Source organism: Asanoa hainanensis (assembly GCF_900188485.1).
GTDB lineage: Bacteria > Actinomycetota > Actinomycetes > Mycobacteriales > Micromonosporaceae > Asanoa > Asanoa hainanensis.
In genome coordinates this window covers 626,417-639,174 of the sequence record NZ_FZPH01000003.1, presented here as the reverse complement: position 1 = coordinate 639,174, position 12,758 = coordinate 626,417, and the positions used below count along the sequence as shown (strand labels likewise).

The 12,758-nt window shown below is 70.7% G+C and carries 11 protein-coding genes and 1 pseudogene; 6 read left to right on the top strand and 6 right to left on the bottom strand.

Features of this window, described 5'->3' with window-relative positions:
• Nucleotide 1: 1 nt before the first annotated feature.
• Nucleotides 2-931 (bottom strand): diacylglycerol/lipid kinase family protein, encoded by a 930-nt coding sequence (locus CHC05_RS10555; protein WP_089247235.1) that lies wholly within the window; start codon nucleotides 929-931, stop codon nucleotides 2-4.
• Nucleotides 932-1,136: 205 nt separating this feature from the next.
• On the opposite strand from CHC05_RS10555, the pseudogene thrS reads away from it, so the two are divergent.
• Nucleotides 1,137-2,339 (top strand): annotated as a pseudogene (gene thrS / locus CHC05_RS10550) (threonine--tRNA ligase); the annotation flags it as partial.
• Here the strand turns inward: thrS and nhaA are convergent.
• Both nhaA and CHC05_RS10540 read right to left on the bottom strand, forming a co-directional pair.
• Nucleotides 2,324-3,634, bottom strand: coding sequence for a Na+/H+ antiporter NhaA (gene nhaA / locus CHC05_RS10545; RefSeq protein ID WP_089247231.1), 1,311 nt, complete (start codon nucleotides 3,632-3,634; stop codon nucleotides 2,324-2,326). The pseudogene thrS and the gene nhaA sit on opposite strands and share 16 nt — an antisense overlap.
• Nucleotides 3,635-4,025: 391 nt before the next feature.
• Nucleotides 4,026-4,472: a DoxX family protein gene (locus tag CHC05_RS10540; protein WP_089247229.1), complete on the bottom strand. Its 447-nt coding sequence runs from the start codon at nucleotides 4,470-4,472 to the stop codon at nucleotides 4,026-4,028.
• A gap of 69 nt (nucleotides 4,473-4,541) precedes the next feature.
• Between CHC05_RS10540 and CHC05_RS10535 the strand changes: the two genes are divergently transcribed.
• Nucleotides 4,542-5,120 carry a TetR/AcrR family transcriptional regulator gene (locus CHC05_RS10535; RefSeq protein WP_089247551.1) on the top strand — a complete coding sequence of 193 codons (579 nt, stop codon included), beginning with the start codon at nucleotides 4,542-4,544 and terminating at the stop codon, nucleotides 5,118-5,120.
• A gap of 36 nt (nucleotides 5,121-5,156) precedes the next feature.
• Here CHC05_RS10535 and CHC05_RS10530 read toward each other — a convergent pair whose 3' ends face one another.
• Together CHC05_RS10530 and CHC05_RS10525 are read right to left on the bottom strand one after the other, a co-directional pair.
• Complete coding sequence (locus tag CHC05_RS10530; RefSeq protein WP_089247227.1) at nucleotides 5,157-6,596, bottom strand: GuaB1 family IMP dehydrogenase-related protein; 1,440 nt, start codon at nucleotides 6,594-6,596, stop codon at nucleotides 5,157-5,159.
• Nucleotides 6,597-6,628: 32 nt separating this feature from the next.
• Nucleotides 6,629-8,383, bottom strand: a complete 1,755-nt coding sequence (locus tag CHC05_RS10525) for an acetyl/propionyl/methylcrotonyl-CoA carboxylase subunit alpha (protein ID WP_089247225.1) — start codon at nucleotides 8,381-8,383, stop codon at nucleotides 6,629-6,631.
• A gap of 70 nt (nucleotides 8,384-8,453) precedes the next feature.
• Between CHC05_RS10525 and CHC05_RS10520 the strand changes: the two genes are divergently transcribed.
• From CHC05_RS10520 to CHC05_RS10505, 4 genes are all read left to right on the top strand, one after another.
• The gene (locus tag CHC05_RS10520; RefSeq protein WP_245870754.1) at nucleotides 8,454-9,071 is read left to right on the top strand and encodes a PadR family transcriptional regulator; all 618 of its coding nucleotides are present in this window, start codon (nucleotides 8,454-8,456) and stop codon (nucleotides 9,069-9,071) included.
• A gap of 62 nt (nucleotides 9,072-9,133) precedes the next feature.
• A complete protein-coding gene (locus CHC05_RS10515) occupies nucleotides 9,134-10,093 on the top strand; it encodes an ATP-binding cassette domain-containing protein (RefSeq protein ID WP_089247549.1) in 960 nt (319 codons plus the stop codon).
• 5 nt (nucleotides 10,094-10,098) lie between these two features.
• The gene (locus CHC05_RS10510; RefSeq protein ID WP_089247221.1) at nucleotides 10,099-10,863 is read left to right on the top strand and encodes an ABC transporter permease; all 765 of its coding nucleotides are present in this window, start codon (nucleotides 10,099-10,101) and stop codon (nucleotides 10,861-10,863) included.
• A 114-nt stretch (nucleotides 10,864-10,977) separates the two neighbouring features.
• Nucleotides 10,978-12,180, top strand: a complete 1,203-nt coding sequence (locus tag CHC05_RS10505; protein ID WP_089247219.1) for an MFS transporter — start codon at nucleotides 10,978-10,980, stop codon at nucleotides 12,178-12,180.
• On the opposite strand, the gene CHC05_RS10500 is transcribed toward CHC05_RS10505, so the two are convergent.
• Nucleotides 12,124-12,756 (bottom strand): Maf family protein, encoded by a 633-nt coding sequence (locus CHC05_RS10500; RefSeq protein WP_089247217.1) that lies wholly within the window; start codon nucleotides 12,754-12,756, stop codon nucleotides 12,124-12,126. The two genes, CHC05_RS10505 and CHC05_RS10500, sit on opposite strands and share 57 nt — an antisense overlap.
• Between the last annotated feature and the right edge of the window lie 2 nt (nucleotides 12,757-12,758).

Genomic DNA, 12,758 nt, shown 5'->3' with positions numbered 1-12,758 from the left:
GCTATCGGTCGATCGCGTCCTGCGCGGCCATCACCCGCAACGCGTTGGGCGCCAGGCCGATCCGCAGCGGTGTGTAGCCCCGCGGCTCGCCGTCGACCTCGATCGGCACCGGCCGGTCGGTCTCCAGCCAGATCTCGTCGGTGGCCAGGAACGGCTCCTCGCCGTGGGAGCGCAGATGGCCGGTCGCCGCGTTGCGCGCCGTCTCCCGCAGGAGCCGCACGCGGTTGGCATCGCCGACGGGGTACGCGACCAGCAGCCGATCGTCGGCGTCGGCATCCGCGGTGATCGGGCGGCCGGCGTGAAACCCGCCGTTGGCGACGTAGAGCTGGTGCGTCACGTACTCGTGCGAGCGCCCGTCGGCCCGCACCGTGACCCGCATCGGCCGGTGCCGGGTCAGCAGCGCCAGCGCGGTCGCCGGATAGGCGAGCCGACCGACCACCTTCTTCAACCGGGGCGGTGCGGTCGCGAAGATCTCCGCGGACATCCCGACACCGACGTGGTTGGCGAACGGCATCTCGCCGGCCAGCCCGAGGTCGACGTCGATCACCTTGCCACCGGTCAGGATCCCCACCGACGCGTCCAGATCGAGCGGGATGCCGAGCGTACGGGCGAAGTTGTTGGTCGTGCCGAGCGGCAGCAGCCCGAGCGCGACGTCGCGGTGTGCCAGATGCCGCGCGGCGGCGCCGATCGTGCCGTCGCCGCCACCGACGATCAGCACGTCGGGGCCGAGCTCGGTGGCCGACTCGAGGCTGCTGCGCAGTTCGCGCGGGTCCTCGACAGGGAACCGGCCGAGCAGGTCGAAGCCGGCCGCCTCGACGCGGCGAAGCACCTCCGGGTAGAGCCGCCGACCGCGGCGGGAGTGGGCGTTGACCAGGAGCACGGCCCGGCGTGCCGCGCGGATCGCCGCGGTCAGCTCCGGCTTCGTACGCATGCCATTCCTCGGGGGTCTTATTGGGATGCGGCCCGGGCGGCCGGCTCGCTAGCCTGGCGGCATGGTTGGGCCTGCACGCACGACGACGCCGGGATGTCCCGGCGTGCTGCGCTGACCCTACCGTCATCGATCCAGCCCCGGGCGACTCCGCTCGGGGCTTTTCGCTGCTCGCCGACGGGGTCGCCGCCCTTTCCGTCAGGAGCGCACAATGATCGACCATCGCAAGCTCGGGCGTGAGCTCGGGATCTTCCACTCCGACCCGCGTTCCGGCGCGGGCCTGCCGATCTGGCTGCCGGCCGGTGCCACCGCCCGGCACGCCGTCGAGGAATACCTGCGTGACCTGGAGCGGCGCAACGGCTACCAGCACGTCTACTCACCACCGTTGGGCCGGCGCGAGCTGTTCGAGCTGTCCGGGCACCTCGGGTATTTCGAGGACGACATGTTCCCGCCGATGCGAGTCTCCGACGACGATGAGCTCTTCCTGCGGCCGGCGCTGTGTCCACATCACTGCCTGGTCTATCTCGCGCGCGGGCGGTCGTACCGGGAGCTGCCGTTGCGGGTCGCCGAGATCGGTGGCATGTACCGCAGCGAGCGGTCCGGGGTGCTCGGCGGGCTGAGCCGGGTCCGCGCGATCCACCTCAACGACGCGCATATCTTCTGCGCCCTGGCCGACGTGGGTGCCGAGGTGGCGTCGGTGCTCCGGCTGGTGGACGTGGCGCATGCCGCGCTCGGTGTCCAGGTCAGCGGCCTGCGGCTGGCGCTGCGCGGGCCGGGCTCGAAGTACATCGGCTCTTCGTCGTCGTGGGAGCTGGCCGAGTCGTTGTTGCGCTCGGCGCTCGGCGACCGGCCCTATGTCGAGGCCCCAGGGGAGGCTGCCTTCTACGGGCCGAAGATCGACATCCAGGTGGCGGACGCGGCCGGCCGGGATTGGACCCTGTCGACCGTGCAGCTCGACTTCGACAAACCGGAGCGCTTCGACCTGTCTTATGTGGATGCCGGCGGTGCCCGTGCACGGCCGGTGCTGATCCACCGCAGCCTGGTCGGCAGCATGGAGCGGCTCTTCGGCTACCTGATCGAGGCGCACGCGGGAGCCTTCCCGGTCTGGTACGCGCCGCTGCAACTGCGGGTCCTGCCGGTGTCGGCCGACGCGGCCTCGGCTGCCTCGTCCTTCGCGGCCGCCGCCGTCTCGGCCGGGCTGCGCGCCGACGTCGCGGCCGAAGGCGGTTCCCTGGGCGCCCGGGTACGCGACGCGGCGGCGCTGAAGGTCCCGTACGTGGCGGTGATCGGGGCGCGAGAGGCTTCGTCAGGCGAGGTGGCGCTGCGCGAACGCGGCGGCCGTGAGCTCCCGCCCATGCCGGCGGCGGACGCGCTGCGCCTGATCGCCGCCGCCGGTCAGTCCCCGCGCTGATAGACGTCGGGGATGCCGTCGGCGTCCTCGTCGCGGCTCTCCTCTTCGACGAGCTCGCGGTAGTGGCGGTTGCGCACCCGCAGCAGCACGGTCGCGGCGGCCGCGGCCAGCACCGACCCGATCAGGATGCCGAGCTTCGCGTCGGCGTCCCGGTCGGTGCCGGCGCCGAACGCGAGCTCACCGATCAGCAGCGAGACGGTGAAGCCGACGCCGGCCAGCATCGACAGGCCGAGCACATCCCACCAGGACAGGCCCTTGGCAAGCTCGGCCCGGGTGAAGCGCTGCACGAGCCAGGTCGACGCGAGCACCCCGATCGTCTTGCCGGCGACCAGCCCGGCGACGATGCCGATGGTCACGGGCGCGCCGACGTTCGCGGCCGCCACCGTGACACCGGCCGCGAAGAAGGCGAACAGCGGCACCGCGATGCCTGCGGACAAGGGGCGCCAGCGATGCTCGAAGTGCTCGGCGAGCCCGGGCCCGTCGCTTTCGTCCTTGCGCCGCACGGGCACGGTGAAGGCCAGCAACACGCCGGCGACGGTCGCGTGCACGCCGGACGCGTGCACCAGCGCCCACGCGGTGACGGCGAGCGGGAGCAGCAGCCACCACGATCTGACGCGGCGCTGCACCAGCACGCCGAACGCCGCGATCGGCAGCAACGCGAGCAGCAGCGGCACGGCGTGCAGGCTGCTCGTGTAGAACACCGCGATGATCGTGATGGCCAGCAGGTCGTCGACCACGGCCAAGGTGAGCAGGAAGGTCCGCAGAGCCGCCGGCAGGTGCGTGTTGATCAGACCGAGCACGGCCAGCGCGAAGGCGATGTCGGTCGCCGTGGGTATCGCCCACCCGCGCGGAGCACCGTCGGCCATGGTGGCGTTGACCGCGAGGTAGATGATCGCTGGCGCGATCATCCCGCCGACCGCGGCGGCGACCGGCAGTGCCGCCCGGCGCGGGTCACGCAGATCACCGGCGACGAACTCGCGCTTGAGCTCCAGCCCGGCGACGAAGAAGAAGATGGCCAACAGCCCGTCGGCCGCCCACGCGGCGGCACTCAGGTCGAGGTGGAGCGCGGCCGGCCCGAAGGTGGCGTCCGAGATCGTCTCGTACGTGCCGGACCAGGGTGAGTTCGCCCAGACCAGAGCGACCACCGCCGCACCGACGAGCAACAACCCACCAGCGGTCTCGGTGCGCAGAATCTCGGCGACGCGCGTCGTCTCGACGAGACTGCCGCGAGCGAACAGGCGGCCGGCTGGCTTCTTGTCAGCCACAGAGGCTCCCCCAACGGTCGGCGACGGCATCGCCGACCAGCCTTCCCGGCACACCTTCGGCAAGCCTACCGGTGATCGAACGGGCGATAGCTGTGGCGCGTGTTGCATCTGCGGATCATCGCGCCCGCCCCGATGATCGGGCACCGGCCACCTCCTGACACCTCGTTCCCGCACGGCCGTTCCCCTGCCCGGCGTCCGGGCCGTCGGGGCGCTGGCTCGGGCGTGTGCCGCGTGCGCCCGTGCGCCGCGCCCGCGTCCCGCGTGCCTCCGTGCGGCCTTGGCGGTCGGCCTGCAGCCCTCGCGTCCTGCTTTCCCGCCGGGTCGGCCGGGTGCTCTGCACACCCGCTTTGCTCTGCACCCATATACGCACCACCCCGCGCCAGGGGTGTTGCGTATATGGGTGCAGAGCAAGGGGAGATCATCACGCCGCGAAGGCGAGTGCGGTGGCTAGGCCTACCCAGAGCAGTTGGAGGGCGGTGCGGGGTCCTATCGACGGGACTGGGCGGCCGCCCAGCGACAGTTTGCGGCGGGCCGCCGAGACGTTGGCCGGGAACATCGCGATCATCAGCAGGGCCAAGGCCCCCGCGGCCAGGCGGGCGGTCGCTGGGATCAGTAGGCCGATCGCGCCGGCCAGCGCCAGCACGCCCGTCACGGTGACCAGGAGGTCCGGACGGGGGAGTCGGGGCGGGACCATCGCGATCATGCCGGCCCGCATTCGCGGTGCGAAGTGGGCCAGGCCCGTGACCACGAACATGAGGGCCAGGCCGACCCGCAGCGCCGGCTGCCAGCCGTCGAGGGCGTCGACTCCGGCGAGGCCGGTGAGGCGGGCGAGGACGAAGCCGATGGCGAGGAAAACGAGAGGCATCATGGCGACACTCCAATCTTGTCGGTGTCAAGTTAGCAGCCGAACTTGTCAGTGGCAAGTTAGAGTGTGTTCATGAGAGATACGCGGCCGTACCACCACGGCGACCTACGACGGACCCTGCTGGCCGCGGCGGCCGAGGCGATCACCGAAAGCGGGCCGGCCGCGTTGAGCCTGCGCGACCTGGCCCGCCGGGCCGGGGTCTCGCACGCCGCGCCCGCACACCACTTCGGCGACAAGGCCGGGCTGCTCACCGCGCTCGCGGCGGAGGGCTTCGGGCTGCTCGCCGACGAGCTCGACCGGACCAGGGCGGCCGGCGGCGGCGTGCTCGACGCCGGCGTGGGCTACGTGCGCTTCGCCGTCGCGCACCGTGCGCACTTCTCGGTGATGTTCCAGCCCGATCTGCTCAACCGCACCGACCCGGAGCTGCTCGCGGCCCAGGATCGGGCCTCAGGTGCCCTCCGCAGCGCCGTGGCCACCGTCGAGGCGCCACAGCGGCGCGGTGCCGACGCCCGGATCGCCGGCCTGTCCGCCTGGTCGATCGTGCACGGCTTCGCGACCCTGTGGGTCAGCGGTGCCTTGCCGGCGGACCTCGGCGGCGACCCGGAAGAGGCAGCCCGCCAGGTGATCCGCCCGCTGTTCGCGCCGGGCTAAAGCCCGCCCTGGGCACAGGTGACCTGCCGCGAGCCGCTACCAGCTTGTCGGTAGGGGCTTGCCCTCGGCGTAGCCCGCCGTCGATTGGACGCCGACGATCGCTCGCTCGTGGAACTCCGGGATCGAGGCCGCGCCGGCGTAGGTGAACGCGCTCCGGACCCCGGCCACGATCTCGTCGATCAGGTCCTCGACACCCGGACGCGCCGGGTCGAGATACATCCGGGCCGAGGAGATGCCCTCCTCGAACACCGCCTTGCGGGCCCGGTCGAACGGGCTGTCGTCGGCCGTGCGGGCGCTGACCGCGCGGGCCGACGCCATGCCGAAGCTCTCCTTGTAGCGCCGCCCGTCCGGGTCGGTATACAGATCCCCGGGCGACTCGTAAGTGCCCGCGAACCACGACCCGATCATCACGTTGGCGGCGCCCGCGGCCAGCGCGAGCGCCACGTCACGAGGATGGCGTACGCCGCCGTCGGCCCAGACGTGCCGCCCCAGCGAACGGGCCGCCGCCGCGCAGTCGAGCACCGCCGAGAACTGTGGCCGGCCGACCCCGGTCATCATCCGGGTCGTGCACATCGCGCCCGGCCCGACGCCGACCTTGATGATGTCCGCGCCCGCGTCGACCAGGTCCCGCACGCCATCCGCGGTCACCACGTTGCCGGCCACGATCGGCACGCCCGGGTCCAGCGCCCGGACCGATCGCAGCGCCCTCAGCATCCGTTCCTGGTGCCCGTGCGCCGTGTCCACCACCAGCGTGTCGACACCCGCCTCCAGCAACGCCGAAGCCTTGCCGGCCACGTCGCCGTTGATGCCGATCGCGGCCGCGATCCGCAGGCGGCCCTTCGCGTCCAGCGCGGGCCGGTACAGGGTGGCGCGCAGCGCCGCCGCCCGGGTCAGCACGCCGACCAGGCGGCCCTCGACGTCGACCACGGGCGCGATCCGGCGCCGGTTGGCGTGGAGCGCGTCGAAACCGCGGCGCGGGTCGGCCTCGGCCGGCACGGTCAGCAGCTCGGTGGACATCACGTGCCGCACCTGCGCGAAGCGGTCGACGCCGACCAGGTCCGCCTCGGTGACCACGCCGACCGGGCGCTGCTCGTCGTCGACCACCACGACCGCGCCGTGTGCGCGCTTGGGCAGCAGGTGGATGGCGTCACCGACGGTGTCGGTCGGGCCGAGCGCGATCGCGGTGTCGTGCACCAGGTGCCGCTGCTTGACCCAGGCGACCACGTCGGCCACCACGTCGATCGGGATGTCCTGCGGGATCACCACCATGCCGCCGCGCCGCGACACCGTCTCGGCCATCCGGCGGCCGGCGACCGCGGTCATGTTGGCGACGACGAGCGGGATCGTGGTGCCGCTGCCGTCGTTCGTCGACAGATCGACGTCGAGCCGGGACACCAGCTCCGACCGGTTTGGCGTCATGAAGACGTCGCTGTACGTCAGGTCGTGGCTGGGCACGTTGCCGTCGAGAAATCTCACCCGAACATCTTTCCTGCTGGTACGTGGGCTCGCTAAGCGATCGTGCAGATCGGGGCGCCGGCGGTCACCGTCGCGCCGACCGTCGCCTCGAGCCCCGACACCGTACCCGCCTTGTGCGCGTTGATCGGCTGCTCCATCTTCATCGCCTCGAGCACGACGATCAGATCGCCCTCGGCCACCTCGTCACCGTCGGCCACCGCGACCTTGACGATCGTGCCCTGCATGGGCGAGTTCAGGCTGTCGCCACCCGCCGCGCCGGCGCCGCCGCGGGTCGCCGCCCGCCGACCCGAGCGCACATTTGGAGCGCTGCCCGAGTTGGCGTTCGTACCCTGGGAAAAGCCCGCGGGAAGACTGACCTCCAGCCGCTTTCCGCCGACCTCGACCACGACGGTCTCGCGTTCCGCCGCCGGCGCAGCCGAAGCGGCGGCGGTGAAGGGCTCCACGGTGTTGGACCATTCGGTCTCGATCCACCGCGTGTGTACGCGGAACGGCTCCTCGGTGAAGGCGTCGTCGCGCACCACCAGCCGGTGGAACGGCAACGCCGTGGCCATCCCCTCGACGACCATCTCGTCGAGCGCGCGCCGGGCCCGTTCGAGCGCCTCGGTGCGGGTCTCGCCGCTGACGATGACCTTGGCGAGCAGCGAGTCGAAGTTGCCGCCGATGACGTCACCCTCGGTGATGCCCGCGTCGACACGGACGCCGGGGCCGCTGGGCATCCGCAGCTTCGTCACGACGCCGGGGGCGGGCAGGAAGTTGCGGCCCGGGTCCTCGCCGTTGATCCGGAACTCGAACGAGTGGCCGCGCGGCGTCGGGTCCTCGGTGTGTCGCAGTGGCTCGCCGGCCGCGATCCGGAACTGCTCGCGGACCAGGTCGATGCCGGAGGTCTCCTCGGAAACCGGGTGCTCGACCTGGAGCCGGGTGTTGACCTCCAGGAAGGAGATCGTGCCGTCGGCGCCGACCAGGTATTCCACGGTGCCGGCACCCTCGTACGCGGCCTCGCGGCAGATCGCCTTGGCGCTCTCGTGGATCTGCTTGCGCTGGTCGTCGGTCAGGAACGGCGCGGGCGCCTCCTCGACGAGCTTCTGGTGGCGGCGCTGCAGGGAGCAGTCCCGGGTGCCGACGACGACCACGTTGCCGTGCCGGTCGGCGAGCACCTGCGCCTCGACGTGCCGGGGGTGGTCCAGGTAGCGCTCCACGAAGCACTCGCCCCGGCCGAACGCCGCGACCGCCTCGCGGGTGGCGCTCTCGAACAGTGCTGGGATCTCCTCGATCGTGCGGGCGACCTTGAGGCCGCGTCCGCCGCCGCCGAAGGCTGCCTTGATCGCGATGGGGAGGCCGTTCTTATTGGCGAAGTCGATGACCTCGTCGGGGCCCTTGACCGGGTCGGGGGTGCCGGGGACGAGGGGAGCGCCGGCGCGTTGGGCGATGTGCCGGGCGGTGACCTTGTCGCCCAGGTCGCGGATCGCCTGCGGGGAGGGGCCGATCCAGGTCAGGCCCGCCTCGATCACCGCGGTCGCGAAGTCCGCGTTTTCCGACAAAAAGCCATAGCCGGGGTGTACGGCGTCGGCGCCTGACTGGGTCGCGACCTCGATCAGCTTGTCGATGCGCAGGTACGTGTCCGTGGCCGTCTCGCCTTTGAGCGCGTAGGCCTCGTCGGCGAGCACCGCGTGTGGGGCGTCCCGGTCGGAGTCGGCGTACACGGCCACGCTGCCCAACCCGGCGTCCCGGCAGGCGCGGATGACCCGCACCGCGATCTCCCCGCGGTTGGCGATCAGAACCTTGCGCATATTCGGGAGTGTATCGGCGCGGATGATCAACTTACCTAGGAGTAGCTGTGGGATGTGCAACGCTTGTCACGTGTCGGCTACCCGGATGATGATCCTCGGCGCGGTGCGGTTGATGCAGCCCGTCCACGGCTACGACGTGCGGCGTGAGCTGCTGAGTTGGGGTGCCGACCGGTGGGCGAACGTACAACCTGGATCGATCTATCACGGCCTGCGCAAGCTGACCGAGGAGTCGATGCTGCGCGAGGTCGGGACCGACCAGGTGGGTGGGCGACCGGCCCGCACGTCGTACGAGATCACGTCCAAGGGTCTGGCTGAGTTCGAGACGTTGTTGCGCGATCTGTGGTGGAATGCCGCTCCGCCGACGGACCCCTTCTTCGCCGCTCTTTCCTTTCTTCCTTCTCTGCCGCGCTCCGAGGCCACGTCCGCGTTGCGGCACCGGGCGACCGTGCTGCGAGCGACGGTCGACGGCATGAAGGCCTCGCTGGAGTCGCGGTGGATCAGTGAGCTCAAGCCGACGCACGTCGCGTGGATGTTCGAGCTCAGCATCGCGCGGATGGCCGGCGAGATCGACTGGTGTGAGCGCATCGCCGACCTGATCGACTCAGGAGTGTCATACACCCCCGATACCCTCCGTGAGTCTCCGGAGTTCGCCGAATATCTCGAAAGGTCAAGCAATACTCAACGTTGACCAGTCGAGTTATATCGCGTTAGAGTCCCCGGTGACATCAGTCGATCCGGGGGTGTTTCGTGATCATCGAGACCAGCGGGCTGCGGAAGTCGTTCCGCTCCCGCCAGGGCAGAGAGAAGAAGACGGTCGAGGCCGTGCGCGGCGTCGACCTGCGCGTCGACGAGGGTGAGATCTTCGGGTTCCTCGGCCCCAACGGCGCGGGCAAGACCACCACGCTGCGCATGCTCGCCACGCTGATCGTTCCCGACGGTGGTGCGGCCACGGTCGCGGGCGTCGACCTGATGCGCGACCCGGGCGAGGTGCGCCGCCGCATCGGCTACGTGGCGCAGGGCGGCAGCACGTGGGACGACTCGACGGCGCGTGAAGAGCTGGTGCTCCAGGCGCGGCTCTATGGCATCGGCAAATCGGTGGCTCTGGAGCGTGCCGCTCGTGCGTTGGACGCCTTCCAGCTGTCGGAATACGCCGACCGCAAATGCAAGACCTACTCGGGTGGCCAGCGGCGTCGGGTCGACATCGCGCTGGGCATCATCCACGAGCCGCGCGTCGTCTTCCTCGACGAGCCGACCACCGGGCTCGACCCGCAGAGCCGGGCACACATGTGGGACGAGATCCGCCGGCTACGCACCGAGGGCATGACGGTCTTCATCACCACCCACTACCTCGAAGAGGCCGACGCGCTCTGCGACCGCATCGCGATCATGGATAACGGCGAGGTGGTCGCCGAGGGCACGCCGGCCGCGCTCAAGCGCGAGATCTCCCACGACGTGATCACCGTCGGGCTCAACGGCGCGACCGCGGAGGCCGCGACCCTGCTCGACTCCGTCACGTTCGTGTCCCGGCTCGAAAAGCTCGACACCGGCGACGGCCTGCGGCTGTTCGTCGAAGACGGCGCCACTGCGATGCCGCAGGTGCTGCGCGAGCTCGAGCGCAACGGCGTCACCCTCAAGTCGATCGAGCTGCACCGCCCGAGCCTCGACGACGTCTTCCTGACCAAGACCGGCCGTTCGCTGCGGGAGAAGTGACTCTCATGAAATTCCTCCGAGACACGTGGCTGATCTTCGCGCGGCAGATGCAGCTGCTGCTCCGCAACCCGGTGTGGGTCTTCGTCGGTGTCTTCCAGCCGGTGATGTACCTATTGCTCTTTGCCCCCTTGTTGAAGCCGGCGTTGTCACCCCTGGGCGTCACCAGCGACGCCGAGGCCTACCGGGTGTTCGTGCCCGGCCTGTTGGTCCTGCTGGCGATCTTCGGTGGGCTGTTCCAGGGCTTCGGGCTGATCGCCGAGCTACGGGCGGGTGTGATCGAGCGGTCCCGGGTGACCCCGGTCAGCCGCTTCGCGCTGCTGCTCGGCCGGTCGCTGCGCGACGTGGTGTCGCTGATCGCCCAGGCCGGCATCATCACGATCCTGGCGCTCTTCTTCGACCTGCGGGTGTTCATCGGCGACCTGCTGCTGGCCTACCTGATGCTGGCGCTGATCGCGCTGATGACCTCGGCGGTCTCCTACGGCGTCGCGCTGGCGGTCAAGAGCGAAGACGCCCTGGCGCCGCTGATGAACACCGTCGCCCAGCCGGTGCTGCTGCTCTCGGGCATCCTGCTACCGCTGCAGTTCGCCCCGGGCTGGCTCGAAGACGTGGCCAAGTGGAACCCCTTCTCTTGGGCGGTCGACGGCACCCGCGCCCTGTTCGCGGGCGACATCGGCAACGACCGCGTCTGGCAGGGCCTCTTGATCGTCGCGGTGCTGACGGTGCTGGCGGTCTGGTGGGCCGCGCGCGAGTTCGCTCGCAGCGTTCGCTGAATCTCCGGGGTGCCCGCGGACCACGGGGTCGCGGGCACCGCCGGTTGGTTGAGATGTAGGCCACCCCGATTTCCGGCGATCTGTGAGAGCGCGTTCTCCAGCTAACGTGAGGTCGTGCCGCGTCTCGTCCACGACCGCCTGACCCTCCTGCTCTATGCGCAGCTGGGTGTCTGGGGCTTCTTTCTCTACGGCTTCGGCCCGGTCGTGCCGCTGCTCCGCGACGAGCAGGGGGTCAGCGCGGCGCTGGCCAGTTTGCACGGCACGGGCCTCGCGGTCGGCGTGCTGATCGCGGGCTTCGTCTTCTCGCCGCTGTCCCGCCGGATCGGCCGCGGCGCCACCATCTGGACGGGCCTGGTGGGCGTGGCGCTGGTGATCGGCGTCCTGTGGGTGGCCCGCCCGCTGCCGTTGACGGTCGGGGCGGCCGTACTGGCCTCGATCTTCGGCTCGTTCATCGTCAACGGCGTCAACGCCGCCCTCTCCGACCACCAGGGCGCCGCCGCCCCGGCGGCCCTGAGCGAGGCGAACGCGGCCGCTGCCTTCACCGGTGTCGTGTCACCGCTGGTGGTGGGAGCGTTCGTCGCGGCGGGCCTTGGCTGGCGACCGGCCCTGTCGCTGGTGGTGCTGCTTATCCTGGGCGTCCTGCTGCTGACGTCGCTCTGGCGGGTACCCGTCCCCGTGCGCTCTGCGCAGGCGTTTGCGGTTGTCGCCTCGGACCGCCGCCTACCCAGGCCGTACTGGATCACCCTCGTCCTGCTCGCCGCCACCTCGTCGATCGAGGTCTGCTTCTCGCTGTGGGCGGTCGACGTGCTGCGCACCCACGCCGGCATGTCCTCGGGCCCGGCCGCGGCGGGCTTCGCGGCGGTGCTGGCCGGCATGTTCGTGGGCCGCCTGGCCGCGGGCCGGGTAGCGCTGCACGTGCCGACGATCCGCCTGCTGCTGCTGTCGCTGGGCGTGACGCTGGCGGGCTTCGCCCTGTTCTGGGTGGGCACCGTGCCCTGGCTGGCGGTTGGGGGCCTGTTCGTGGTGGGCCTTGGGATAGCCGTCCAGTACCCGCTGGTGATCTCCCTGGCCCTGGCCGCCGCCCCGGGCCAGGCAGACCGAGCGGCGGGCCTGACCAGCTACCCGGTAGCGCTGGGCTTCGGCGTGGCCCCCGTGCTTCTGGGCGCGCTGGCCGACAGATCAGGAACCCACGAGGCGTTCCTGGTGCTGCCGGCCTTCATCGCGGCCGCGGTAGGCCTGACGGTCTGGCTGGCGCGGTCGCTAGCTCTTCCAAAGATCGGTGAGCCGCACACCGAGATCGTCGAGCAGGTGGCGTAGCAGCGGCAGGCTCAACCCGACCACGTTCCCGTGGTCACCCTCGATCCGCTCGACAAACGGCCCACCAAGCCCGTCGATGGTGAACGCCCCGGCGACGTGCAAGGGCTCACCGGTCCCAACGTAAGCGGCGATCTCCTCGTCAGTGAGCTCAGCGAACTCGACGGTGGTCGACCCGACAGCGCCGACGGTCACGCCGGCGAGATCGATCAGGTAGTGACCGGTGTGCAGGACCCCGGTCCGCCCGCGCATGTTCCGCCACCGCTGCACCGCGTCGTCGGCATCGGCCGGCTTACCGAGCACCTGCCCGTCGAACTCGAGCACGGAGTCGCACCCGAGCACCAGAAGCCGTCCGCCGGGACTGACCACGATGCCCTCGGTTCCGAGTCGCCGAGCGACTTCGGTCGCCTTCAGTCTTGCGAGGGTCTGACAGAGCTCTTGAGCCGTGGGCTCCTGAACGGCGCTTTCGTCGACCCCGCTGACCACCACTTCCACGTCGATCCCAGCCGAGTTGAGCAACGCCCGCCGGGCGGGGCTCGCAGACGCCAACACCAAGGTTGTAGATCCAGCCGTACGCACGG